The sequence below is a fragment of the Kitasatospora sp. NPDC057936 genome (assembly GCF_042887525.1).
Lineage (GTDB): Bacteria > Actinomycetota > Actinomycetes > Streptomycetales > Streptomycetaceae > Kitasatospora.
The window spans coordinates 1-23,539 of record NZ_JBHVPD010000134.1; the positions used below are offsets into that span (position 1 = coordinate 1).

Genomic DNA, 23,539 nt, shown 5'->3' on the forward strand with positions numbered 1-23,539 from the left:
CAACGCCTCGAAGAACCTCGCCTTCAAGCCCTCAAAATCCACGATCCCCGCAACTCCCTGAACTCAGGGTGTTGCGGGGATCGCTAGAGCCCGCCATTGGTCGGACGGGGCCTTCGGCGTGTGTCAGGCGGGGATCAGAAGCGGCGGGTGACCAGCGCCCGCTTCACTTCCTGGATCGCCTTGGTGACCTCGATGCCACGGGGGCAGGCCTCGGAGCAGTTGAAGGTGGTGCGGCAGCGCCACACGCCCTCGCGGTCGTTGAGGATCTCCAGGCGCTGCTCGGCACCCTCGTCGCGCGAGTCGAAGATGAAGCGGTGCGCGTTGACGATGGCGGCCGGGCCGAAGTACTGGCCGTCGTTCCAGAAGACCGGGCAGGACGACGTGCACGCGGCGCACAGGATGCACTTGGTGGTGTCGTCGAAGCGCTCGCGGTCCTCGGCGGACTGCAGGCGCTCGCGGGTCGGCTCGTTCCCCTTGGTGATGAGGAACGGCATGACGTCCTTGTACGCCTGGAAGAACGGGTCCATGTCCACGACCAGGTCCTTGAGGACCGTGAGGCCCTTGATGGCCTCGATCGTGATCGGCTTCTCCGGGTTGACGTCCTTGATCAGGGTCTTGCACGCCAGCCGGTTGCGGCCGTTGATCCGCATCGCGTCGGAGCCGCAGATGCCGTGCGCGCAGGAACGGCGGTAGGTGAGGGTGCCGTCCTGCTCCCACTTGATCTTGTTGAGCGCGTCCAGGACGCGCTCCTTCGGGTCCATCGTGAGCTGGTAGTCGACCCACACCGGGTCCGGGTGCTCCTCCGGGTTGAACCGGCGGATCCGGAAGGTGACGGTGATCAGCTGAGTGGCACCGCTCTCGGCCGCGTCCAGAGCGGCCGAGTGCTCCACGGTCGGAGTGCTCATCAGTACTTACGCTCCATCGGCTGGTAGCGGGTCGTGACGACCGGCTTGTAGTCGAGGCGGATGGAGGTCGTGCCGTCGGCGGCGACCTCCTGGTACGCCATGGTGTGCTGCATGAACTTCACGTCGTCACGGGTCGGGAAGTCCTCGCGGTAGTGGCCGCCGCGGGACTCCTCGCGGGCCAGCGCGGAGACGGCCAGCACCTCGGCCAGGTCGAGCAGGTTGCCCAGCTCGACGGCCTCCAGGAGGTCCGTGTTGTAGCGGAAGCCCTTGTCCTGGATGGAGACGTTCTTGTAGCGCTCCTTCAGCGCGGCGATGTCCTCGACCGCCTGCTTCAGGGTGGCGCCGGTGCGGTACACCATGGCGTTGGCGTCCATGGTCTCCTGCAGCTCCTTGCGGATCTGCGCCACGGACTCCTCGCCGGTGGCCTCGCGCAGGCCGTCGACCAGGGCCTGGACCTTCTCGGCCGGGTTCTCGGGCAGCTCGGTGAAGCCCACCGTCTGCGCGTAGTCGGCGGCGGCGATGCCCGCGCGCTTGCCGAACACGTTGATGTCCAGCAGCGAGTTGGTGCCCAGGCGGTTGGCGCCGTGCACGGACACGCACGCGACCTCGCCGGCGGCGTACAGGCCGGGGACGATGTCGGTGTTGTTGCGCAGGACCTCACCCTCGACGTTGGTCGGGATGCCGCCCATGGCGTAGTGCGCGGTGGGCTGGATCGGGATCGGGTCCGTGTAGGGCTCGATGCCGAGGTAGGTGCGCGCGAACTCGGTGATGTCCGGCAGCTTGGCGTCCAGCTGCTCCGGCGGCAGGTGGGTGAGGTCCAGGTAGACGTGGTCGCCGTCCGGACCGCAGCCGCGGCCTTCGCGGATCTCGGTGTAGATCGCGCGGGAGCAGACGTCACGGGACGCGAGGTCCTTCATGACGGGGGCGTAGCGCTCCATGAAGCGCTCGCCGTCCTTGTTGCGCAGGATGCCGCCCTCGCCGCGGGCGCCCTCGGTGAGCAGGATGCCCATGCGCCAGATGCCCGTCGGGTGGAACTGGAAGAACTCCATGTCCTCCAGCGGCAGGCCGCGGCGGTACACCAGGGCCTGGCCGTCACCGGTGAGGGTGTGGGCGTTGGAGGAGACCTTGAAGAACTTGCCGGTGCCGCCGGAGGCGAACACGACCGACTTGGCCTGGAAGACGTGGATCTCGCCGGTGGCCAGCTCGTAGGCGACGACGCCGGCCGTCTTGCCGTCGTTGATCAGCAGGTCGAGGACGTAGAACTCGTTGAAGAACTCGACGCCGTGCTTGACGCAGTTCTGGAACAGCGTCTGGAGGATCATGTGGCCGGTGCGGTCGGCCGCGTAGCACGAGCGGCGGACTGGGGCCTCGCCGTGGTTGCGGGAGTGACCGCCGAAGCGGCGCTGGTCGATCCGGCCCTGCTCGGTGCGGGAGAAGGGCAGGCCCATCTTCTCCAGGTCGAGGACGGCGTCGATGGCCTCCTTGCACATGATCTCGGCGGCGTCCTGGTCGACCAGGTAGTCACCGCCCTTGACCGTGTCGAAGGTGTGCCACTCCCAGTTGTCCTCCTCGACGTTGGCGAGGGCGGCGCACATGCCGCCCTGGGCCGCGCCGGTGTGGGACCGGGTCGGGTAGAGCTTGGTCAGGACCGCGGTGCGGCTGCGCTGCGTCGACTCGATGGCCGCGCGCATGCCGGCGCCACCGGCGCCGACGATGACGGTGTCGTACTGGTGAATCTGCATGGGGGGTTAACTCGCCTCTGGCCTCTGCCGATGGTCGATGGTGCTCGCGGCTCAGATGTTGGGGTCGAAGGTGAAGATCACCAGGGTGCCCAGCAGCACGGTGAAGACCGTGGCGGTACCCATGAGCCCCTTGAGCCAGAGCCGGGTCGAGTCCTTCTCGGCGTAGTCGTTGATGACCTGACGCATGCCGTTGGCGCCGTGCAGCATGGCGAGCCAGAGCATCGTGAGGTCCCAGACCTGCCAGAACGGCGAGGCCCAGCGGCCGGCCACGAAGGCGAAGCCGATCTTGGAGACGCCACCGTCGAGCACCAGCATGATCAGCAGGTGGCCGAGGATCAGCACGACCAGGACGATGCCGGACAGGCGCATGAAGAGCCAGGCCAGCATCTCGAAGTTGGTCCGGGTGCGGCGCGGCGTCCTCTTGGTCCGCTTGCGCGGCGGCTCGATGACGAACGCGTCGGCCGGGTTCCCGGTGCCGAGGCCCTTGCCGGTGTGCGCCTGGTTGGAGGGGACCACCAGGGCGTCGGAGATTTCCGTGGACATCAGTCAGCTCACTTCCCGAACCAGTCGACCAGCGTGTGCTGCAGGATCGGGTAGAAGGCGCCGGCCATCAGGACGACCCAGACTCCGACCACCGTCCAGAGCATCTGCTTCTGGTACTTCGGGCCCTTCGACCAGAAGTCCACGGCGACGACCCGCAGGCCGTTCAGGGCGTGGAACAGGATGGCGGCCACGAGGCCGTACTCCATCAGGTTCACGAGGGGAGTCTTGTACGTCTGGATGACGGTGTCGTACGACTCCGGCGACACTCGCACCAGTGCGGTGTCCAGGACGTGGGCGAACAGGAAGAAGAAGATGAGGACGCCGGTGACTCGATGAGCCACCCAGCTCCACATGCCTTCCCGGCCGCGGTACAGCGTTCCAGCCGGCACGGAAAAACCCTCCGGAAGCGATTGGGGGCTCGGCCGGCTTCGGTGTCGGTCAGCCCGGCCGGGTACGGTCCACCGGCCGCGAGCATCCTATCGACGCCGTATCGGGAACCGCCTCCGGGGGCCCCAGGTGTGATCAATCAGGCACGACTGGCCTAGTTCGGCGGGAACCGGACCCCCGATGAGGACTCTGGGTGATCGATCGATTGCGCTACGGTGTCGCATCCGCCACCGCCGACACCCTTCTGAGGCATCTGTGCCGCATCGTCCCCGACCGTCCGTCGTCCCCCTCCTCTGTGCGCTGGCGCTCGCCGCGGGCTGCACCACGGTCGGCGGGCCGTCCGACGACCGGGCCGCGCCGGTGCACGAACTGTCCGCGGCCGAACTGCGGACGGCCGCGGTGACCGACGCCGACCTCGGCGCCGGCTACGCGGTGACGGTCATGACGCCCGGTCACGGTGACACCGGGCAGGGCTCCGGGCGGGAGACGTCGGACGTCCCGGCCTGCCAGCCGCTGCTGGACGCCGTGGCACCCGGCGGTGGTGCGGGCCCGGGCGCGGCCTCGCCCGGCGCGGGGCTGCCGTACGCGGAGACCGATCTGAGCGTGGCCCGGGGGGCCGACCCCGCGGGCGCGGCGTACGGCGCCCTGGTGGGCTACCGCTCGGGGCGGGCCGCGCAGGTGCAGGCGGAACTGGAGAAGCTGTTCGGTCCGTGCGCCGTCTTCACCTCGACGGCGCCGCCGCCACCGGCGGAGCGGGGGAAGAAGGGGGCGCAGTCGACGCACACCCGGCACCGGCTGGCCCAGGCCGACACGCCCACGCCCGAGGGAGCGGACGCGGCGACCGGATTCACCCTCACGAATGAATCGGGTACGGCCGTGCTGTCCCAGCGTGCCGTGCTGACCCGGGTCGGTCCCGCACTCGCGGTGTTCACGACCTTCGGCGTCTCCTCCGAGCCGGCCGCGGCGCCGGACGAGCGGATCGTGCGGCAGCAGGTGGCGAAGCTGCGGGCGGCCCAGACCGGGAAGTGAGGGGCCGCCCGGACGGGTCGACGCGGGCCGGCGGCTCAGTGCGCGCCGGCCTCCGAATGGGTGGCGACGAGGTGCTCCAGCCGGGTGAGGGCGATCCGGCGCAGCTCGTCGGCCGCGACCAGGCGCTCCTCGTCCGGGTCGTTGGCGAGCCGGGTGCGGATCGAGGAGAGCACGGTGTCGAGCATCTCCTCGGGCGCGACGCCCTCCAGGCAGACCACGAAGACGTGGCCGAACCTGGCCTCGTACGCGGCGTGGGCCGCCCGCAGCGCGGTGTGCGCCGCCTGGCTGCCCGGGGCCCGCATGCCGAGCAGTGGCTGCGGCATCCAGCTCTCGTCGGCCAGGGCCTCGGCGAGGTCGGCCGGGCGGAGGTCGTAGGAGGCCTCGCTGGCGGCGGCCAGCAGGGACTCTATGTCGGGGTACGGCCGGTGGGCGGTGAGCCGCAGGGCCCAGCGGTGGCTGCCGCAGCAGGCCAGCAGGGCCTCCTCGGCGGCGCCGGCGTCGGCCTCGTTGAAGCGGTGCAACCCGAGGAGGGTCGGCTCGGAACTGGGATCGAGCCGCTGTGGCGGGATGTCGCTGGCCAGCGGGTCCTCCTCGTGAGGGCGGGAAGGTGGCCGGTGAAGGGTCCGGGTGGAGCAGGTGAAGTATGGGGCCGCGGGGTGGCGTCCTGAGCCTGCCGGGCAGCGGCTCAACGGTAGTTGAGCGCTCATCAGTTGGGGAGGGCGCACGCGGATTTCATCCGAACGAGCTATCAAGTTGTGACGTTGACACCTTCGCGTCAGCGCCCTCCCCGTCTTCGTCTGCTAGAGGGCCGCGGACGCTCAGGTGCAGCGCGTCCCGGCGGCCGGCATCGTGCCCGCGGTCAGGTAAGCCTCCAGGGCCTGGTCGATGCAGGCGTTGCCCTTGCCGAACGCGCCGTGGCCCTCGCCCACCCGGGTCAGCAGGGTGGCGCCGGCGAAGCCCTTGGCCAGCGCCTCGGCGGCGGCGTACGGGGTGGCGGGGTCGCCGGTGGAGCCGACGACCAGGATCGGGTCGGCGCCCTCGGCCCGGATGGTGTGCGGCTTCTCGGGGCTCCGGAACGGCCAGCCGTTGCACGAGGACTCGGTGAAGTCCTGCACGTCGACGCCCTTGGTGAGCAGCGGGGCCTGCTCCTGGAGCTGCTTGACGGCCTGCTGGGCGCGCTCGGCCGTGGGGGCCGGGGCGGAGCCGTCGGCGCAGGAGATCGCCGCGTGCGCCTCCTCCATCGGGGAGTAGTGGCCGTTCTCGTCGCGCTCGTCGTAGTCGTCGGCGAAGGCGAGCAGGACGTCGCCCTTGTCGTTCTTCATCGCGACGGAGAGCGCGACGCGCAGGTACTGCCAGGTGCTGTTCTCGTCGCCGTAGAGCGCGCCGCGCACGCCCGTCCAGGCGAGGTCGCTGCCGACCTTGCGGCCGTCCTTGGTGGGCAGCGGGTGGTCGCGCAGGCCGTCCAGGAAGTCGGCGGCCTTCTTGGCGGCCTGGCCCGAGTCCTTGCCCAGCGGGCACTCGGCCGCGTGGTTGTCGACGCAGTCGGCGGCGAAGCGCTCGAAGGACTTCTCGAAGCCGGCCTGCTGCTTGACGACCGAGTCGAGCTCGTCGGCGGCGGGGTCGACGGCGCCGTCCAGGACGAGGCGGCCGGCGTTCTTCGGGAACTCCTCGGCGTACAGCGAGCCGAGGTAGGTGCCGTAGGAGACGCCCAGGTAGTTGAGCTTCTTGTCGCCGACGGCGGCGCGCAGCACGTCCATGTCGCGGGCGGAGTTGCGCGTGCCGACGAAGGCCAGCAGCTTGCCGGACTTCGCCTGGCAGGCGGCGATGAACTCGGCGTTCTGCTGGTCGGACTGGGCCTTGCGGGCGGCCGGGTCGAGCGGCGAGTCGACCTGGGCCTCGGCGTCGCGCCGCTTGTCGTCCAGGCAGGTGATCGGGGAGCTGGCACCGGTGCCGCGCGGGTCGAAGCCGACCACGTCGAAGCGGCTGTGCAGGGTGCCGGCGAAGTCCTTGGCGCCGTACTTGACCATCTCGACGCCGGAGCCGCCCGGGCCGCCGGGGTTGACCACGAGCGAGCCGATCCGCTGGTCGGGCTTGGTGGCCGGGTACTTGACGAGCGCGAGGTCGAGCGCGTCCTTGGCCGGGTCGGCGTAGTCCAGCGGGACGTGCAGCTTGCCGCACAGCATGGCGGAGACGTCGGCCTTGGCGTCCGCGGCCTTCGGGTCCGGCGGGCAGGGGGCCCAGGTGATCTGCTGGGCGTAGAAGGGCTTGAGCGCCGGGTCGTCCGCCCCGGTCGGCTTCGGCGTCGGGGTGGCCGTCGCGGTGGTGGCGGCGGACGCCGGGCTGCCGGCGGCCTTGTCCTGGGCCGTCGTGGCGGTGTCGTTGCAGGCGGAGGTGAGGAGCAGGGTGCCGGCTGCCAGGGCGGTCAGCAGGACCCGTGGGCGGGCGGCCCGGTTGATGTTCATCGCACGTGTGTATCACTGCCGGGTCACACCGTTGATCAACGGGTGCCGGGCTGCCCGCCGGGGCTCTGATCAGGCGCGATGCACCTTGTGGTTGGCGGCCTGGGCACGCGGGCGGACGACCAGCAGGTCGATGTTCACGTGCGACGGGCGGGTGACCGTCCAGGCGACGGTGTCGGCGACGTCCTCCGACGTCAGCGGCTCGGCGACGCCCGCGTAGACGGCCTCCGCCTTCGCCTCGTCGCCGCCGAAGCGGGTGAGCGCGAAGCCCTCGGACTTCACCATGCCGGGGGCGATCTCGATCACCCGGATCGGCTCGCCGCACAGCTCCAGCCGCAGCGTCGCCGCGATGGTGTGCGCGGCGTGCTTGGCCGCGACGTACCCGCCGCCGCCCTCGTACGCGGCCAGCGCGGCGGTCGAGGAGAGCACCAGCACGGTGCCGTCGCCGGTGGCGCGCAGGGCGGGCAGCAGGGCCTGCGTCACGTGCAGCACGCCGAGCACGTTCACCTCGTACATGGCGCGCCAGTCGGCCGGGTCGCCGTGCTCGACCGAGTCGGCGCCCAGCGCCCCGCCGGCGTTGTTCACCAGGACGTCGACCCGGCCGACCTCGGCGGCGAAGGCGTCCACGGCCGCCCGGTCGGTGACGTCCAGGGTGAAGGCCCGGCCGCCGATCTCCTTGGCGAGCGCCTCGACGCGCTCGGTGCGCCGGGCGGTCAGCACCACGTCGAAGCCCTCGGCGGCCAGCCGGCGGGCCGTCGCCGCGCCGATCCCGCTGCTGGCACCGGTGACCACGGCCACCTTCTGCTCGGTCATTGCCACTCCCTGGGGCTCGTCGGTAAAGAGGTACGCACTTCGGTCGTAGGTCCGATCATCTCAATCGCGTCGGCTCCCCGTTCTCCGGCCCGGCAGGCCCTACATTGCGAGCGACGAGCCCCAGCCCGCCGATCCCCGTGGAGGGACCCATGGCAGCCGAGCCGCGCCGTGCCGAGTCAGGCTTCCCGATCGAGCCGCTGTACGGACCGGAGGCGCTGGCCGGGTGGGATCCGGGCAGCCGCCTCGGGAGACCGGGGGAGTTCCCGTACACCCGGGGCGTCTACCCGTCGATGTACACCGGCCGGCCGTGGACGATGCGCCAGTACGCGGGCTTCGGCACCGCGGCCGAGTCCAACGCCCGCTACCGGCAGCTGATCGCCGGCGGCGGCACCGGGCTCTCGGTGGCCTTCGACCTGCCCACCCAGATGGGCTACGACTCGGACGCGGCGCTCGCCGCCGGGGAGGTCGGCAAGGTCGGGGTGGCCGTCGACAGCGTCGAGGACATGGCGGTGCTGTTCGACGGGATCCCGCTGGGCGAGGTGTCCACCTCGATGACCATCAACGCGCCGGCCGGCCTGCTGCTCCTCCTCTACCAACTCGTCGGCGAGGCCCAGGGGGTGGCGCCGGACCGGCTCACCGGGACGATCCAGAACGACGTGCTGAAGGAGTACATCGCGCGCGGCACCTACATCTTCCCGCCCGCCCCCTCGCTGCGGCTGGTCGCGGACGTGTTCCGGTACTGCCGGGCGGAGATCCCGCGCTGGAACACCATCTCGATCTCCGGCTACCACATGGCCGAGGCCGGGGCCGGTCCGGCGCAGGAGATCGCCTTCACCCTGGCCAACGGCATCGCGTACGTGCGCACCGCGCTCGCCGCCGGGATGGCCGTCGACGACTTCGCGCCCCGGCTCTCCTTCTTCTTCGTGGCCCGCACCACGCTGCTGGAGGAGGTCGCCAAGTTCCGCGCCGCGCGCCGCATCTGGGCCCGGGTGATGCGCCAGGAGTTCGGCGCCCGTGACCCCCGCTCGCAGATGCTGCGCTTCCACACCCAGACCGCCGGGGTGCAGCTCACCGCCCAGCAGCCCGAGGTGAACCTCGTCCGGGTCTCGGTGCAGGCGCTCGCCGCGGTGCTCGGCGGCACCCAGTCGCTGCACACCAACAGCTTCGACGAGGCGATCGCGCTGCCCACCGAGAAGGCCGCCCGGCTCGCCCTGCGCACCCAGCAGGTCCTCGCGTTCGAGACCGACGTGACCGCCACCGTCGACCCGTTCGCCGGCTCCTACGTCGTCGAGTCGCTGACCGACGAGGTGGAGGCCGCCGCCCTCGCCCTGATGGCCCGGGTGGAGGAGCTGGGCGGTGCGGTGGCCGCGATCGAGAGCGGCTACCAGAAGGCGGAGATCGAGCGCACCGCCTACCGCGTCCAGCAGGAGACCGACGCCGGCGAGCGGACGGTGGTCGGCGTCAACCGCTTCCAGCTGGACGCCGAGGAGCCGTACCAGCCGCTGCGGGTGGACCCGGCGATCGAGCGGCAGCAGGCCGGGCGCCTCGCCCGGCTGCGCGCCGAGCGCGACGCGAGCGCGGTGGACCGGACGCTGAACGCGCTGCGTCGGACCGCCGAAGGAGGGGAGAACGTGCTCTATCCCATGAAGGACGCGCTGGCGGCCCGCGCTACCGTCGGCGAGGTGTGCGACGCGCTGCGCGAGGTGTGGGGCACGTACGCGCCGGTGGAACGCTTCTGACTATCCGTCAAACACGCAAAGGCCGTGACCGCCGCCCCGGGTGATCGTTGCACAGGACAAGCAACCCGGGGAAGGCGGCTGAAACGAGATGTCATACCCACCTGTCCGGCCGGTATGCGCCCATCCGGGGACTAATTTTCCGGAAGTCGGGCCAAGAACCCCCGACAGGCCTATCCTTGGGGAGATGAACCGTCCTGAGCCCGCTCAGCCGGGCGCCACTCTGTCCGCTGCCCGTCCCGCCGCCGAACTGCGCGCCCGGGTCAGGAGGCTGGAGCCAGAGCTGATCGCCTTCCGCCGCGATCTGCACCGGCACCCGGAGCTGGGCCGCCAGGAGTTCCGCACCACCGGCCTGATCCGCGACCGGCTGGTGGCGGCCGGTCTCACCCCCCGGGTGCTGCCCGGCGGCACCGGCCTGATCGTCGACATCGTCCCCGCCGGGACGGCCCCCGGCACCGGGATCCTCGCCTTCCGCGCCGACATCGACGCGCTGCCGATCGACGACGCCAAGACCGACGTCCCCTACCGCTCGACCGTCCCCGGCCGGGCCCACGCCTGCGGCCACGACGTGCACACCGCGGTCGTGCTCGGCACCGCGCTGGTGCTGGCCGACGCCGCCCGCAGCGGCGAGCTGCGCCGCCCGGTCCGGCTGGTATTCCAGCCGGCCGAGGAGGTCATGCCCGGCGGCGCGCTGGACGTCATCAAGGCCGACGGGATGGACGGCGTCGAGCGGATCTTCGCCGTGCACTGCGACCCGAAGGTCGAGGTGGGCCGCATCGCGCTGCGCACCGGGGCCATCACCTCCGCCTGCGACCGCCTGGTGCTCCACCTGGACGGCCCCGGCGGGCACACCGCCCGGCCGCACCTGACCACCGACCTGGTGACCGCGATCGCCCGGATGGCCGCCGACCTGCCGGCCGCGTTCGCCCGCCGGATGGACCCGCGGTGGGGCGTCAGCCTGGTCTGGGGCCGGATCGCCTCCGGCTCCGCGCCCAACGTCATCCCGCAGCACGCCGAACTGGAGGGCACCATCCGCTGCCTGGAGCTGGACGGCTGGCGGGAGGCGCCGGACGTCCTGCACGACCTGATCGCCAAGGTCGCCGAGACCTACCGGGCGAAGTGGACGCTCGACTACCACCGCGGGGTGCCGCCGGTGGTGAACGAGGCGGTCTCCGTCGCCCTCCTGGACGAGGCCATGACGGCCCGGTTCGGCCGGGGCGGCGAGCAGGTGGTCGAGAGCACCGAACAGAGCCTGGGCGGCGAGGACTTCTCCTGGTACCTGGAGCACGCCCCGGGCGCGCTGGCCCGGTTGGGCGTCCGCGCCCCCGGCGACACCTCCGTCCGCGACCTGCACCAGGGCCGCTTCGACGTGGACGAGCGGGCGATCGGGATCGGTGCGGAACTGTTCGCGGCGCTGGCGCTGGAGGTCGACGGGAGCTGACCCGCATCCGCGCGCGTGCGGCCGTCGCGTGGCGGAGACGTCGGGATCCGGGGTTTCGGCGCAGTTCCGTAAACTGGAGCGCACCAGTTCCGGATCACCGTCCGCGCACGGGAAATGGGCCTCGGGGCGACCGTCAGACCACGGTTTGATAACAACCCGAATGCTCCGGCACCCCGTAACACAACCGTGTTCTACGCGCGTTACGGTGGCGTCCGACCACGCTAATCGGGTGCGTGTGAGAAGGAGAAACTCCCTTGCGCCGTTCAATGAAGCTCGCCGCGGTTGTGCTCTCGGGTTCCCTGGGCATGGCCTCGCTCGCCGCTTGCGGCGCAAAGAGCACTGACAACACCTCCTCCGGCTCGTCCTCCGACGGCGGCCTCAAGGTCGGTATGGCCTACGACATCGGCGGCCGTGGCGACCAGTCGTTCAACGACTCCGCCGCCCGCGGTCTCGACAAGGCCAAGTCCGACCTCGGCGTCTCGGTCACCGAGGCCGAGGCCAAGGCCGGCGAGGCCGAGGCGGACAAGGAGACCCGCCTCAAGAACCTGATCGACGCCGGTTACAAGACCGTCATCGCGGTCGGGTTCGTGTACCAGCCGGCCGTCAACAAGATCGCCAAGGACAACCCGGACGTCAAGTTCGCGATCATCGACTCGCACGACGACGCCCAGCCGGCCAACGTCACCTCGCTGGTCTTCGCCGAGCAGGAGGGCTCCTACCTCGCCGGTGTGGCCGCCGCGCTGAAGACCAAGACCAAGCACGTCGGCTTCATCGGTGGTGTGCAGACCGAGCTGATCAAGAAGTTCGAGGCCGGTTACCGCGCGGGCGTCAAGTCCGTCGACCCGCAGATGCCGGTCGAGGTCACCTACCTCACCACGCCCCCGGACTTCTCCGGCTTCGCCTCGCCCGACAAGGGCAAGGAGGCCGCGCAGGGCCAGCTCGACAAGGGCGCGGACGTCATCTACTCCGCCGCCGGCTCCTCCGGCAACGGCGCCATCGAGGCCGTCGCCAACAAGCAGGGCGCCCTGGCCATCGGCGTCGACTCCGACCAGGCCACCCAGCCGGCCCTGGCGAAGTACAAGAACAGCATCCTCACCTCGATGGTGAAGAACGTCGACAACGCGGTGTTCTCGTACATCCAGTCGGTCAAGCAGGGTGCCCCGTTCACCGGCACCAAGCTCTTCGACCTGAAGGCCGACGGTGTCCAGCTCGCCACCACCGGTGGCAAGATCGACGACATCAAGACCCAGCTGGACGCCGCCGCCAACGCGATCAAGACCGGCGCCACCACCGTCCCGACCGCGCCCGCCCAGTAAGGCGCCGCGCGGCCCGGACGTCGTAGCGGCTGCCGCCTGCCCGGCAGCGCGATGATGGGCACAGCAACACGGGAGGGGCCCGGCAGGGTGCGCTCAACGCGTACCCCCGGGCCCCCTTCCGTCCCCCCTCACTTCCCCGTTCCCCCCTTTTGGCCCTCCCAGCGCAACGACGCGCCTCCAGACCACCAGGAGATCGCCATCACCGCATCCGACCCCGTCCCCCTGCGCAAGGACGGAACCCCCAGCGCGGGGACGGCGACTACGGCCGTCGAACTGCGCGGTATCACCAAGCGCTTCCCCGGAGTCGTGGCCAACCACGACATCAACCTCACCGTCCGCGGTGGCACCGTGCACGCCCTCATGGGCGAGAACGGCGCCGGCAAGTCGACGCTGATGAAGATCCTCTACGGCATGCAGAAGCCGGACGAGGGCACCATCGCGATCAACGGCGAGCAGTGCGAGTTCAATTCCCCGGGCGACGCCATCGCCCGCGGCATCGGCATGGTGCACCAGCACTTCATGCTCGCCGACAACCTCACGGTGTGGGAGAACGTCGTCCTCGGCGGCGAGAGCCTCTACGGCATCGGCGCCAAGGCCAAGGCGAAGATCAAGGAGATCTCGGACCAGTACGGTCTGGGCGTGCGCCCGGACGCGCTGGTCGAGGACCTCGGCGTCGCCGACCGCCAGCGCGTCGAGATCCTCAAGGTGCTCTACCGCGGCGCCCGGATCCTGATCCTCGACGAGCCCACCGCCGTCCTCGTCCCGCAGGAGGTCGACGCGCTGTTCGACAACCTGCGGGAGCTGAAGTCCGAGGGCGTCACCGTCATCTTCATCTCGCACAAGCTGCACGAGGTGCTCGCGGTCGCCGACGCGATCAGCGTCATCCGCCGCGGCACCACGGTCGGCGACGCGGACCCGAAGTCCGTGACCGCCCGCCAGCTCGCCGAGATGATGGTCGGCGCCGAGCTGCCCTCCCCGGAGAGCCGCGAGTCGACCGTCACCAGCACCGAGATGCTGGACGTCCAGGGCCTGCGGATCGCCAAGACCGACGCCGAGGGCATCGAGCGCGTCGTCCTCGACGACATCTCGCTGACCATCCGCAAGGGCGAGGTCCTCGGCATCGCCGGTGTCGAGGGCAACGGCCAGGCCGAACTGGTCGAGGCCATCATGGGCATGCTCCCGCTGGACGCCGGCACCGTCACCCTCGACGGCAAGGACCTGTCCGGCAGCCTCACCCGCGCCCGTCGCGAGGCCGGCATCGGCTACATCCCCGAGGACCGCCACCGCCACGGCCTGCTGCTGGAGGCCCCGCTCTGGGAGAACCGGATCCTCGGTCACGTCACCGAGAAGCCGAACTCCAACGGCCCGCTGCTCGACCCGGCCGGGGCCCGGCAGGACACCTGGCGCATCGTCCGGGAGTTCGACGTCCGCACCCCGGGCATCGAGGTCACCGCGGCCTCCCTCTCCGGCGGCAACCAGCAGAAGCTGATCATCGGCCGCGAGATGGCCCACGAGCCCAAGCTGCTGATCGCCGCGCACCCCACCCGCGGCGTGGACGTCGGCGCGCAGGCGCAGATCTGGGAGCACATCCGGGTCGCGCAGCGCAACGGCCTGGCCGTGCTGCTGATCTCCGCCGACCTGGACGAGCTCATCGGCCTCTCCGACACCATCCGGGTCATCTACCGCGGCCGCCTGGTCGCCGACGCCGACCCGGCCACCGTCACCGCCGAGGACCTGGGCACCGCGATGACCGGTGCGGCCCGCGGCCACCTGGAGTCCGACCCGGAGGCCGTCGCCGCCGCGCAGGCCGTCGCGGCCGAGGGCACCACGGTCGAGGACGCGCACCCGCACACCGACACCGCCGACGACGCCGAGGCGGGGGAGTAACCCACATGACCAGTCCCAACCCCCCTGCCGCCAAGCGCAGTCTGGCGCAGCGGATCAGCGGTGAGCGGATCGTGTTCGCACTGGCGGCGCCGGTGCTCGCGGTCCTGCTCTCGGTGACGATCTGCTCGATCCTGCTGGCGACCTCGGGCAAGAACCCGTTCGACGCGTGGAACGTGATGATCACGTACGCCACCAAGTCGGACGGCCAGGTGGCGATCCTCAACCGGGCCACCACCTACTACCTGGCCGCCGCGGCCGCCGCGTTCGGGTTCCGGATGAACCTGTTCAACATCGGCGTCGAGGGCCAGTACCGCGTCGCGGCGCTGTTCACGGCGTACGTCGGCAGCCAGATCGACCTGCCGTCGTTCATCCAGATCCCGCTGCTGCTGATCACCGCCATGCTGGCCGGTGGCCTGTACGCGGCGATCGCCGGTGCGCTGAAGGTCTTCCGCGGCGTCAGCGAGGTCATCGCGACCATCATGCTGAACGCCATCTCGATCGCGATCGTCGGTCTGCTCCTCGTCCCGGGCATCTTCGCCCCGAAGGTCAGCAGCACCAGCAACTCGATCCAGACCAGCCCGGTCTCGCAGTCCAGCCACTTCTTCTCGATCAACACGGCCGGCGGCGACCTCTGGGGCTTCCTGTTCATCGCGATCCTGGTCGGCGTGGTCTTCCAGTTCGTGCTGACCCGCACCCGCTTCGGCTTCGACCTGCGCGCCACCGGCCGCTCGGAGAGCGCCGCGACCGCGTCGGGCGTGAACGTCAAGCGGATGGTCATGATCTCGATGGCCGTCTCCGGCGCCATCGCCGGTCTGATCGGCTTGCCCGAACTGCTGCAGAACTCGTTCTACTTCGGCCAGAGCTTCCAGGCCGGTCTCGGCTTCCTCGGGATCTCGGTCGCGCTGCTGGGCCGCAACAGCCCGCTCGGCATGGCCTTCGCGGCGCTGCTGTTCGCGTTCCTGGACGCCACCGGCTCGCAGTTGCCGCTGAACGGCGGCTTCCCGTTCGAGATCGTCGCGGTCATGCAGGGCACCATCGTCATCTGCGTCGTCGTCGCGTACGAGCTCGTGCGCCGCTACGGCCTGAAGCGCCAGCAGCAGAAGGTCGGCGCCCAGCTCGCCGCCCAGCTCGCGGCCACGGAGAAGAAGGAGGTGTCGGCATGAGCACGGCCACCGCTGCCGCTCGTCCCAAGGCGCCCGGTGCGCCCGCCAAGAAGCGCAAGCTGTCCTGGCCGGTCGTGCTGCTGCTGATCGCCGGCGCCCTCGCGCTCTTCTCCGCCGTGGGCATGGCCACCGGCAACCACTCGCTGACCTCCTCCGGTCAGATCACCGCCGCGCTCAGCGCCGCCGTGCCGATCGGCATGGCCGGTCTCGGCGGTCTGTGGTCCGAGCGGGCCGGCGTGGTCAACATCGGCCTCGAAGGCATGATGGTCGCCGGCACCTTCTGCGGTGCCTGGGCCGGCTACCTGGTGAACCCGTGGGTCGGCCTGCTGGCCGGCATGGCGGGCGGCGCCCTCGGCGGCCTGCTGCACGCGGTCATCACCGTGACCTTCGGCGTCGACCACATCGTCTCCGGCGTCGGCATCAACCTGCTGATCCCCGGCATCTGCGCGTACGTCAACCGGATCTACTACAAGGACTACGTCGCCGTCGGTGCCGGCGCCAACCAGTCCCCGCCGGCCGACCCGCTGCCGTACATCACCATCCCGGGTCTGTCGCCCTGGCTGGACGGCATCGAGAAGCACCACTGGTTCTTCGTCTCGGACGTCGCCGGCGTGGTCGGCGGCATGGTCACCAACATCTCGGTGGTCGTGGTCCTGGCCGGTGCGCTGATCGTGGTCAGCTACTTCGCGCTCTGGCGCACGGTGTTCGGCCTGCGACTGCGCTCCTGCGGTGAGAACCCGACCGCGGCCGAGTCGCTGGGCGTCAACGTCTACAAGTACAAGTACCTGGCGGTCATGGCCTCCGGCGCCTTCGCGGGCCTCGGCGGCGCGTACCTCTCGCTGGTCGCCGCGCACTTCTACAAGGACGGCCAGACCAACGGCCGCGGCTTCATCGGCCTCGCGGCGATGATCTTCGGCAACTGGATGCCGGGCGGGCTCTCCATGGGCGCCGGGCTGTTCGGCTTCACCGACAGCCTCCAGCTGCGTGACCCGCAGTCGGTGCACGTGCTGATCCTGACCGTCTCCATCGCGATGGGCCTCCTCGCGCTGTGGCAGCTGTACCGCCGCAAGTACACCGCCGTGGTGATCTCGCTGGTGGTCGCCGGCGGCCTCGGCGCCTGGTACGCGCTGACCGACGAGGTGCAGCGCCCGCTGATCGTCGCGACGCCGTACGTGATCACCCTCGTGGTGCTCTCGCTGGCCTCGCAGCGCCTGCGGATGCCGAAGGCGGACGGCCAGATCTACCGCAAGGGCCAGGGCAAGTGACGGCCCCCGTGATCGACTGGGAGCGGCTGCGCGACGCCGCGCGCGAGGCCATGACCCGCGCGTACGCGCCGTACAGCAAGTTCCCGGTCGGCGCGGCCGCGCTGGTGGACGACGGGCGGCTGGTCACCGGCTGCAACGTCGAGAACGCCTCGTACGGGCTCGGACTGTGCGCCGAGTGCGGGCTGGTGTCCGCGCTGCACGCCAGTGGCGGCGGCCGGCTGACCGCGTTCACCTGCGTGGACGGCTCCGGCGAGCTGCTCATGCCGTGCGGGCGCTGCCGCCAGCTGCTGTACGAGCACGGCGGGCCCGACCTGCTGGTCGACCTGGCCTCCGGCGTGAAGCCGATGAGCGAGGTCCTGCCCGACGCGTTCGGGCCGGAGCGGCTCTAGCATCTGCATTTGTTACGCGCGTAGAGTGTCGCGAGTGGGCCGCAACCCGGTCATCTCGCGACACTCTTCGCTTTTTGAATCCCCTCTTGGAGCACGCATGGACGCCATCTCCGTCATCAGGACCAAGCGCGACCGCGGAGAGCTGAGCGACGCTCAGATCGACTGGGTCATCGACGCCTACACCCGCGGCGAGGTCGCCGACGAGCAGATGTCCGCCCTGGCCATGGCCATCCTGCTGAACGGCATGAAGCCGCGCGAGATCAGCCGCTGGACCGAGGCCATGATCCGTTCCGGCGTCCGGATGGACTTCTCCTCGCTCCCGCTGCCCACCAGCGACAAGCACTCCACCGGCGGCGTCGGCGACAAGATCACCCTCCCGCTCGCCCCGCTCGTCGCCGCCTGCGGCGCCGCCGTCCCGCAGCTCTCCGGCCGCGGCCTCGGCCACACCGGCGGCACCCTCGACAAGCTGGAGTCCATCCCCGGCTGGCGCGCGCTGCTCTCCAACGACGAGATGATGGACGTCCTGCGCGGCGCCGGCGCCGTCATCTGCGCCGCCGGCGACGGCCTCGCGCCCGCCGACAAGAAGCTGTACGCGCTGCGCGACGTCACCGGCACGGTCGAGGCCATCCCGCTGATCGCCTCCTCGATCATGTCCAAGAAGATCGCCGAGGGCACCGGCGCGCTCGTCCTCGACGTCAAGGTCGGCTCCGGCGCGTTCATGAAGAACCTCGACGACGCCCGCGAGCTCGCCCGCACCATGGTCGGCCTCGGCACCACCGCCGGCGTCAACACCGTCGCCCTGCTCACCGACATGTCGACCCCGCTCGGCCTCACCGCCGGCAACGCGCTGGAGGTCCGCGAGTCGGTCGAGGTGCTGGCGGGCGGCGGCCCGGCCGACGTCGTCGAGCTCACCCTCGCGCTCGCCCGCGAGATGCTCGCCGCGGCCGGCGTGCACGGCAAGGACCCGGCGGACGCGCTGCGCGACGGCTCGGCGATGGACCACTGGCGCCGCATGATCACCGCCCAGGGCGGCGACGTCGACGCGCCGCTGCCGGTCGCCCGCGAGCAGCACGTCATCCCGGCCCCCGCCTCCGGCGTGCTCACCACGCTCGACGCGTACGCCGTCGGCGTCAGCGCCTGGCGCCTGGGCGCCGGCCGCGCCCGCAAGGAGGACCCGGTGCAGGCCGGCGCGGGCATCGAGATGCACGCCAAGCCCGGTGACACCGTCGTGGCCGGCCAGCCGCTGCTGACCCTGCACACCGACACCCCCGAGCGCTTCGAGTACGCCATCGAGGCCCTCGCCGGCGGCATCGAGGTCGCCCCCGAGGGCACCGCGTTCACCGCGAACCCGATCGTCCTCGACCGCATCGCGTAGTCGTGCGGAGGGCCCTGGCGGAGCGGTGCCGCCAGGGCCCTGCTCGTTCTCCGCTGTGCGGCGACTGTTCGGCCGCGGCGAGGACGGTCTTGAGGAAGGTGGCCGTGGCGGATTCCGCTGCTGTTCGTACGAACTGACCGAAGGAACCTACAGCAGGTCGGGCGGGTGTCAGCCGTAGGTGAGCAGACCGCTGGTGTCGAGGGTCCAGGGGCCGACGGTGATCTTGTCTCCGAAGTTGAACTTCTCGCGGGACTCGTAGCCGGGCTCCGAGTGCACGATGCCGGTGCCGTCGCGGGGATCGATGATCAGGTAGAACGGGATGCCCATGGCCGAGTAGTCGCGGACTTTGTTGTGGTAGTCGTTGTTGGGGTTGGACTTGGAGACGATCTCCACGACGAGCAGCACCTCGTGCGGGAGAACTGCCGGCTGCTCCCCCTCCAGGGTCGCTTCGGGGAAGACCATCACGTCCGGGTTGCGTAGCTGGCCGAGCCCCGCGTCCTCAAGATCCGCGCCGTGGTAGGCGATGTGGCCGGGATTCGTGTCCGGCAACTGGGCATTGAGCTGTCGGGAGATGCGCAGCACGGCGAGTTCGTGGCGCTTCACCGGCGACATCATCATCACGATCGCGCCGTTGGCGATTTCGATCTTCCCTATTCCCGGAATCTGGGGCAGTTGGTCGGCGATCTCCCGCAGCCGGGCGTACGTAGCCGGATCGATGCTCATGTTCCGGAGTCTATCGGCGCCGACTGTCAAGAGCTCGGGACTGCTCGGCGGGTGGTACATGCCTGCCGGGTGGCGTAGAGGGTGACGGTGGCGGCGAGGGTCATCGCGGTGAGGCCCACGGTGGCGGCGCCGGGCCAGCCGGTGGCGTGGTAGGCGTCGGCGCCGATCGTGCCGCCGAGGCTGTTGCCCAGGTAGTAGGCGATCAGGTAGAGGGCGGAGGCCTGGGTGCGGCCCTCCGTCGCGGTGCGGCCGACGGCGGACGAGGCGGTGGCGTGGCCGGCGAAGAAGCCGGCGGTGATCAGGACCAGGCCGAGCAGGGCGCAGACCAGGGAGTCGGCCAGGGACAGCAGGAGCCCGGCGGCCGTCACGCCGATGGAGACGTAGAGGGCGCCGCGCCGGCCCAGGCGGCCGGAGAGCCGGCCGGCGGCGGCCGAGGTGCCGGTGCCGACCAGGTAGACGACGAAGATCGAGGCGGCGACCGACTCCGGCAGGTGGAAGGGGGCGCCGATCAGCCGGTAGCCCACGGTGTTGTAGACCGCGCCGAACACGGCCATGAACAGCAGCCCGAGCGCGTACAGCCGGACCAGCAGCGGGTTGCGCAGGTGCCGTCCGACGGTCCGGGCGAGGGCGCGCGGGTCCACCGGGGCCGGGGTGAAGTGCCGGGCGGCGGGGATGAGCAGCCGGAACGCGAGCACCGCGAGCAGCGCGAGGACGGCGGAGGCGGCGAGGCCCCAGCGCCAGCCGAACGCGGCGGCGGTCCAGCCGGACAGCAGTCGGCCGCCCATGCCGCCGATGCTGTTGCCGGCCACGTACAGGCCCATCGCGGAGGCCAGCGCGCTCGGGTGGACCTCCTCGGCGAGGTAGGCCATCGCCGTGGCGGGGAGCCCGGCGAGGGCGGCGCCCTGGAGGACGCGCAGGACGACGAGCGTGGTGAGGTCGGGCGCGGACGGCAGGGCGAGGGCGAGGGCGGAGGCGGCGAGCGTGGAGGCCGTCATCACGGCGGTGCGGCCGTACCGGTCGGACAGCGCGCTCGCGGGCAGGAGTCCGAGGGCGAGTCCGAGGGTGGCGGCGGAAGCGGTCCAGCTGGCCTGACCGGGCGTGAGGTCGAGGTCGGCGGAGAGGACCGGCAGCAGGCCCTGGGTGGAGTAGAGCAGGACGAACGTGGCGACCCCGGCGGCGAACAGGGCGAGGTTGGCGCGGCGGAACGCGCGCTGGCCGGGGCGGTGGCGGTCGTCGTGGGTCGGGACGCGGGCGGCGGAGGCATCCGGGGCGGGCACGGATGCCCTGGTATCGGCGGGCTGCATGACGTCGACGTTAGGCCTGCCGGGTTGATGCGTCCAATGCATGAACACTGGATGATCGATGCACTGGCGCATGAGTCGAGGATGGTGGCGGGATGACCGCGGAGGAAGCGGCGAACGGCACGGAGCAGCCCCGGTACCGGCCGGCCGAGCTGGGGCCCGGCCTGCCGGCCGTTCAACTGGCGCCGCGGCTGGCCCAGTTCGCGGCCGTGGCCCGGCTGGAGCACGTGACGCAGGCGGCGGCGGTGCTCGGCATGCCGCAGCCGACGCTGTCGCGGTCGGTGGCGCGGCTGGAGGAGGAGCTGGGGGTGGAGCTGCTGGCCCGTCAGGGCCGGACGGTCCGGCTGACCAGGGCGGGGCGGCTGCTGCTGGCCTCGGTGGAGCGGGCGCTGGCCGAGGTCGAGCGCGGCGCCGAGGCGGCCCGGGCGGAGGCGGACCCGTCGGTCGGGCGGGTGGCGTTCGGCTTCCTGCACACGATGGGGACGGACGCCGTCCCCGCGCTGCTGCGGGACTTCCGGGTGGCGCACCCGCAGGTGCGGTTCCAGCTGGTGCAGGACTACGTCGGCGCGATGCTGGAGCGGCTGCTGGACGGCGAGCTGGACCTGTGCCTGGTGGCGCCGCTGCCCGACGACCCGGCCTTCGCCGCCCGCCCGCTGGACGAGCAGCGGCTGCACCTGGTCGTCCCGGAGGACCACCGGCTGGCCGGGCGGCGGCGGATCCGGCTCGCGGAGGTGGCGGAGGAGACGTTCGTCGGGCTGGAGGAGGGGTACGGGCTGCGGGCGATCACGGACGGGTTCTGCGCGGAGGCCGGGTTCGTGCCGCGGCTGGCCTTCGAGGGGGAGGAGGCGGAGACGCTGCGCGGGCTGGTGGCGGCCGGGCTCGGGGTGGCGCTGCTGCCGCCGGCGCTGGTGCCGCGGCCGGGGGTGGTGGAGCTGGAGGTGACGGCGCCGCGGACCCGGCGGGCGATCGGGCTGGCCTGGGCGGCGGGGCGGCCGCTGACGCCGCCGGTGCGGGCGTTCCGGGACTTCGTGCTGTCGCGGCGCGGGCGGCTGCTCGAACACGACTGAAACCCGCGGATTCCCGCGCTGAACCGCGGGGCGGGGTGCGGCGAACTCCGCGGGAGGGGGGGTTGCCGATCTCGCTTTGTCCCGGGATATGGGACGGGACTGACCCGAGCGGTGGAATTCCCGGTGGACTTTCGGCGAACCGGCCGTGTGGGGAGTGGTGGGTCTACGCGCGTAGGGTCTATATTTCCGCAATGGAGAAGCAGATCCCTGTCACCACCGCGGGCACCGGCCCGCGCATCCCCACCCCCGACCAGATCCGCCGCGCGCCGAAGGTGCTCCTGCACGACCACCTCGACGGCGGGCTGCGCCCGGAGACCATCGTCGAGCTGGCCGCCGCCGTCGGCTACGCGGGCCTTCCCACCACCGACCCCAAGGAACTCGGCGAGTGGTTCCGCGAGGCCGCCGACTCCGGCTCGCTCGTCCGCTACCTGGAGACGTTCGCGCACACCTGCGCCGTCATGCAGACCCGGGACGCCCTGATCAAGGTCGCCGCGGACTGCGCCGAGGACCTGGCCGCCGACGGCGTCGTCTACGCCGAGGTCCGCTACGCCCCCGAGCAGCACCTGGAGGCCGGCCTGAGCCTGGACGAGGTCGTCGAGGCCGTCCAGGAGGGCTTCCGCCTCGGCGAGGCCAACGCCCGCGCGGCCGGCCACCGCATCCGCATCGGCACCCTGATCACCGCGATGCGGCACGCCGCCCGCTCGCAGGAGATCGCCGAGCTGGCCAACCGCCACCGGGACTCGGGCGTCGTCGGCTTCGACATCGCGGGCGCCGAGGCCGGCTACCCCCCCACCCGCCACCAGGCCGCCTTCGACTACCTCAAGGGCGAGAACAACCACTTCACCATCCACGCGGGCGAGGCCTTCGGCCTGCCGTCGATCTGGGAGGCCCTGCAGTGCTGCGGCGCCGACCGGCTCGGCCACGGCGTGCGGATCGTCGACGACATCACGGTGAACGAGGACGGCAGCGTCGAGCTCGGCCGCCTGGCCGCGTACGTGCGCGACAAGCGCATCCCGCTGGAGATGTGCCCGACCTCCAACCTCCAGACGGCCGCCGCGGTCTCGTACGCCGAGCACCCGATCGGGCTGCTCAGCCGGCTGAAGTTCCGGGTCACCGTGAACACCGACAACCGCCTCATGAGCGGCACCAGCATGAGCCAGGAGTTCGGCCACCTGGTGGACGCCTTCGGCTACACGCTGGGCGACATGGAGTGGTTCACGGTGAACGCGATGAAGTCGGCGTTCCTGCCGTTCGACGAGCGGCTCGCGATGATCAGCGACGTGATCAAGCCGGGCTACGCCGAGCTCAAGGCCGAGTGGCTGTTCAGCACGGGCGGCGGCCAGGGCTGATCGGGTCCGGAGCGGCCTGGGGGTGAGTCCCGGATGAACGCCGCTGCCTCGCAGGGCAGTTGGCGTTCATCCGACTACTCACTCGGGTGAGTGAACGCCTTTTGGTCCTCGCACGACCGGCTCACTACGGTGTGCCAGTCATCGCCGACAGGCCGTGGCGGACGCTCGGCCGTCCGTTCCCGCGTGTCGCGTCGGCCACCGACGAGGACTCAAGGGGACGAATTCATGAAGCAGGCTCTCAAGGCCGCCGGCACCGCGGCGCTCGGCATCGCCATCGCAGCGGTCGGCGTCGGCACCGCGTCCGCGGACGCCCCCGCGCCCGGCGGCGTCGGGCTGCCCACCACGGCGCTGCAGAACCCCGCGGTCACCGGCGCGGTCACCGACACCGCCAACAAGCTGCCCGGCGGCGACAAGGTCACCGGCACCCTCGGCCCGCTGGCCCCGAGCGCCGGGCAGGCCGCCCCCGCTCCGGCCGCGCCCGCGGAGGCCGCTCCGGTCGCTGGCGTCACCCAGACGCGCGCCGCGGTGCCGAGCATCCCCGGCCTCGACAAGACCCCCATCGGCGGGCTGACCGGCGCCCTGCCGGGCGGCCTGGGCTGACCGTTCCACCCGCACGGCGACGGGCCGCGCACCCCGGTGATCCCGGTGG

General features: G+C 71.3%; 21 protein-coding genes. 12 read left to right on the plus strand and 9 right to left on the minus strand.

The genetic code is table 11. From position 1 onward, the window contains the following. Positions 1 to 134: 134 nt before the first annotated feature. Genes ACFVU9_RS41610 through sdhC form a run of 4 tightly spaced genes read right to left on the minus strand, consistent with a single transcriptional unit; the run spans position 135 to position 3,579 of the window. Positions 135 to 905 (minus strand): succinate dehydrogenase iron-sulfur subunit, encoded by a 771-nt coding sequence (locus ACFVU9_RS41610; RefSeq protein ID WP_329927597.1) that lies wholly within the window; start codon positions 903 to 905, stop codon positions 135 to 137. After that, complete coding sequence (gene sdhA / locus ACFVU9_RS41615) at positions 905 to 2,647, minus strand: succinate dehydrogenase flavoprotein subunit (protein WP_380499132.1); 1,743 nt, start codon at positions 2,645 to 2,647, stop codon at positions 905 to 907. The genes ACFVU9_RS41610 and sdhA overlap by 1 nt, the downstream gene beginning before the upstream one ends. A 51-nt stretch (positions 2,648 to 2,698) precedes the next feature. Beyond that, entirely contained in the window at positions 2,699 to 3,190 is a 492-nt protein-coding gene (locus ACFVU9_RS41620; protein WP_380439028.1) for a succinate dehydrogenase hydrophobic membrane anchor subunit, read from the minus strand. Between the two features lie 8 nt (positions 3,191 to 3,198). Further along, positions 3,199 to 3,579 (minus strand): succinate dehydrogenase, cytochrome b556 subunit, encoded by a 381-nt coding sequence (gene sdhC / locus ACFVU9_RS41625; protein ID WP_218198520.1) that lies wholly within the window; start codon positions 3,577 to 3,579, stop codon positions 3,199 to 3,201. 253 nt (positions 3,580 to 3,832) lie between these two features. Here sdhC and ACFVU9_RS41630 point away from each other — a divergent pair, with 253 nt between their 5' ends. Next, a complete protein-coding gene (locus tag ACFVU9_RS41630; protein ID WP_387602641.1) occupies positions 3,833 to 4,606 on the plus strand; it encodes a hypothetical protein in 774 nt (257 codons plus the stop codon). Positions 4,607 to 4,641: 35 nt separating this feature from the next. Here the strand turns inward: ACFVU9_RS41630 and ACFVU9_RS41635 are convergent, their stop codons facing one another. The 3 genes from ACFVU9_RS41635 to ACFVU9_RS41645 form a co-directional block, all read right to left on the minus strand. Further along, positions 4,642 to 5,127, minus strand: a complete 486-nt coding sequence (locus tag ACFVU9_RS41635; protein ID WP_380439032.1) for a 2-oxo-4-hydroxy-4-carboxy-5-ureidoimidazoline decarboxylase — start codon at positions 5,125 to 5,127, stop codon at positions 4,642 to 4,644. Positions 5,128 to 5,424: 297 nt separating this feature from the next. Then, the gene (locus ACFVU9_RS41640) at positions 5,425 to 7,068 is read right to left on the minus strand and encodes an alpha/beta hydrolase (RefSeq protein ID WP_387602643.1); all 1,644 of its coding nucleotides are present in this window, start codon (positions 7,066 to 7,068) and stop codon (positions 5,425 to 5,427) included. A 69-nt stretch (positions 7,069 to 7,137) separates the two neighbouring features. Beyond that, positions 7,138 to 7,878, minus strand: coding sequence for an SDR family oxidoreductase (locus ACFVU9_RS41645; protein ID WP_380439036.1), 741 nt, complete (start codon positions 7,876 to 7,878; stop codon positions 7,138 to 7,140). Positions 7,879 to 8,027: 149 nt separating this feature from the next. Between ACFVU9_RS41645 and ACFVU9_RS41650 the strand changes: the two genes are divergently transcribed. From ACFVU9_RS41650 to ACFVU9_RS41685, 8 genes are all read left to right on the plus strand, one after another. Next, entirely contained in the window at positions 8,028 to 9,617 is a 1,590-nt protein-coding gene (locus tag ACFVU9_RS41650; protein WP_380439038.1) for a methylmalonyl-CoA mutase, read from the plus strand. A 184-nt stretch (positions 9,618 to 9,801) separates the two neighbouring features. Next, complete coding sequence (locus tag ACFVU9_RS41655; RefSeq protein WP_380439040.1) at positions 9,802 to 11,055, plus strand: amidohydrolase; 1,254 nt, start codon at positions 9,802 to 9,804, stop codon at positions 11,053 to 11,055. Between the two features lie 254 nt (positions 11,056 to 11,309). Then, positions 11,310 to 12,371, plus strand: coding sequence for a BMP family protein (locus tag ACFVU9_RS41660; protein ID WP_380439042.1), 1,062 nt, complete (start codon positions 11,310 to 11,312; stop codon positions 12,369 to 12,371). 306 nt (positions 12,372 to 12,677) lie between these two features. Further along, positions 12,678 to 14,258 (plus strand): ABC transporter ATP-binding protein, encoded by a 1,581-nt coding sequence (locus ACFVU9_RS41665; RefSeq protein WP_380439043.1) that lies wholly within the window; start codon positions 12,678 to 12,680, stop codon positions 14,256 to 14,258. Between the two features lie 5 nt (positions 14,259 to 14,263). Next, a complete protein-coding gene (locus ACFVU9_RS41670) occupies positions 14,264 to 15,421 on the plus strand; it encodes an ABC transporter permease (RefSeq protein ID WP_380439046.1) in 1,158 nt (385 codons plus the stop codon). After that, the gene (locus tag ACFVU9_RS41675; protein ID WP_380439048.1) at positions 15,418 to 16,686 is read left to right on the plus strand and encodes an ABC transporter permease; all 1,269 of its coding nucleotides are present in this window, start codon (positions 15,418 to 15,420) and stop codon (positions 16,684 to 16,686) included. Before ACFVU9_RS41670 ends, ACFVU9_RS41675 begins: the two co-directional genes overlap by 4 nt. Further along, positions 16,683 to 17,075, plus strand: a complete 393-nt coding sequence (locus ACFVU9_RS41680; protein ID WP_380439050.1) for a cytidine deaminase — start codon at positions 16,683 to 16,685, stop codon at positions 17,073 to 17,075. The genes ACFVU9_RS41675 and ACFVU9_RS41680 overlap by 4 nt, the downstream gene beginning before the upstream one ends. Before the next feature lie 97 nt (positions 17,076 to 17,172). Then, complete coding sequence (locus tag ACFVU9_RS41685; RefSeq protein ID WP_380439052.1) at positions 17,173 to 18,450, plus strand: thymidine phosphorylase; 1,278 nt, start codon at positions 17,173 to 17,175, stop codon at positions 18,448 to 18,450. 168 nt (positions 18,451 to 18,618) lie between these two features. Here the strand turns inward: ACFVU9_RS41685 and ACFVU9_RS41690 are convergent, their stop codons facing one another. Both ACFVU9_RS41690 and ACFVU9_RS41695 read right to left on the minus strand, forming a co-directional pair. Next, complete coding sequence (locus ACFVU9_RS41690; RefSeq protein WP_380499137.1) at positions 18,619 to 19,173, minus strand: Uma2 family endonuclease; 555 nt, start codon at positions 19,171 to 19,173, stop codon at positions 18,619 to 18,621. A 26-nt stretch (positions 19,174 to 19,199) separates the two neighbouring features. Next, complete coding sequence (locus ACFVU9_RS41695; protein ID WP_387602650.1) at positions 19,200 to 20,477, minus strand: MFS transporter; 1,278 nt, start codon at positions 20,475 to 20,477, stop codon at positions 19,200 to 19,202. Positions 20,478 to 20,569: 92 nt separating this feature from the next. Between ACFVU9_RS41695 and ACFVU9_RS41700 the strand changes: the two genes are divergently transcribed. The 3 genes from ACFVU9_RS41700 (at position 20,570) to ACFVU9_RS41710 (ending at position 23,490) form a co-directional block, all read left to right on the plus strand. Next, positions 20,570 to 21,541, plus strand: a complete 972-nt coding sequence (locus ACFVU9_RS41700) for a LysR family transcriptional regulator (RefSeq protein WP_387602653.1) — start codon at positions 20,570 to 20,572, stop codon at positions 21,539 to 21,541. A gap of 191 nt (positions 21,542 to 21,732) precedes the next feature. Beyond that, positions 21,733 to 22,890 (plus strand): adenosine deaminase, encoded by a 1,158-nt coding sequence (locus ACFVU9_RS41705; protein WP_380439060.1) that lies wholly within the window; start codon positions 21,733 to 21,735, stop codon positions 22,888 to 22,890. Between the two features lie 225 nt (positions 22,891 to 23,115). Further along, positions 23,116 to 23,490: an ATP-binding protein gene (locus ACFVU9_RS41710; RefSeq protein WP_380439062.1), complete on the plus strand. Its 375-nt coding sequence runs from the start codon at positions 23,116 to 23,118 to the stop codon at positions 23,488 to 23,490. Positions 23,491 to 23,539 lie beyond the last annotated feature (49 nt).

Excerpts from the sequence above, each read along its gene's own strand:
- ACFVU9_RS41610 (WP_329927597.1), bottom strand. The coding sequence starts at position 905 with ATGAGCACTCCGACCGTGGAGCACTCGGCCGCTCTGGACGCGGCCGAG.
- sdhA (WP_380499132.1), bottom strand. The coding sequence starts at position 2,647 with ATGCAGATTCACCAGTACGACACCGTCATCGTCGGCGCCGGTGGCGCC.
- ACFVU9_RS41620 (WP_380439028.1), bottom strand. The coding sequence starts at position 3,190 with ATGTCCACGGAAATCTCCGACGCCCTGGTGGTCCCCTCCAACCAGGCG.
- ACFVU9_RS41640 (WP_387602643.1), bottom strand. The coding sequence starts at position 7,068 with ATGAACATCAACCGGGCCGCCCGCCCACGGGTCCTGCTGACCGCCCTG.
- ACFVU9_RS41645 (WP_380439036.1), bottom strand. The coding sequence starts at position 7,878 with ATGACCGAGCAGAAGGTGGCCGTGGTCACCGGTGCCAGCAGCGGGATC.
- ACFVU9_RS41650 (WP_380439038.1), top strand. The coding sequence starts at position 8,028 with ATGGCAGCCGAGCCGCGCCGTGCCGAGTCAGGCTTCCCGATCGAGCCG.
- ACFVU9_RS41655 (WP_380439040.1), top strand. The coding sequence starts at position 9,802 with ATGAACCGTCCTGAGCCCGCTCAGCCGGGCGCCACTCTGTCCGCTGCC.
- ACFVU9_RS41670 (WP_380439046.1), top strand. The coding sequence starts at position 14,264 with ATGACCAGTCCCAACCCCCCTGCCGCCAAGCGCAGTCTGGCGCAGCGG.
- ACFVU9_RS41675 (WP_380439048.1), top strand. The coding sequence starts at position 15,418 with ATGAGCACGGCCACCGCTGCCGCTCGTCCCAAGGCGCCCGGTGCGCCC.
- ACFVU9_RS41685 (WP_380439052.1), top strand. The coding sequence starts at position 17,173 with ATGGACGCCATCTCCGTCATCAGGACCAAGCGCGACCGCGGAGAGCTG.
- ACFVU9_RS41690 (WP_380499137.1), bottom strand. The coding sequence starts at position 19,173 with ATGAGCATCGATCCGGCTACGTACGCCCGGCTGCGGGAGATCGCCGAC.
- ACFVU9_RS41695 (WP_387602650.1), bottom strand. The coding sequence starts at position 20,477 with ATGCAGCCCGCCGATACCAGGGCATCCGTGCCCGCCCCGGATGCCTCC.
- ACFVU9_RS41700 (WP_387602653.1), top strand. The coding sequence starts at position 20,570 with ATGACCGCGGAGGAAGCGGCGAACGGCACGGAGCAGCCCCGGTACCGG.
- ACFVU9_RS41705 (WP_380439060.1), top strand. The coding sequence starts at position 21,733 with ATGGAGAAGCAGATCCCTGTCACCACCGCGGGCACCGGCCCGCGCATC.
- ACFVU9_RS41710 (WP_380439062.1), top strand. The coding sequence starts at position 23,116 with ATGAAGCAGGCTCTCAAGGCCGCCGGCACCGCGGCGCTCGGCATCGCC.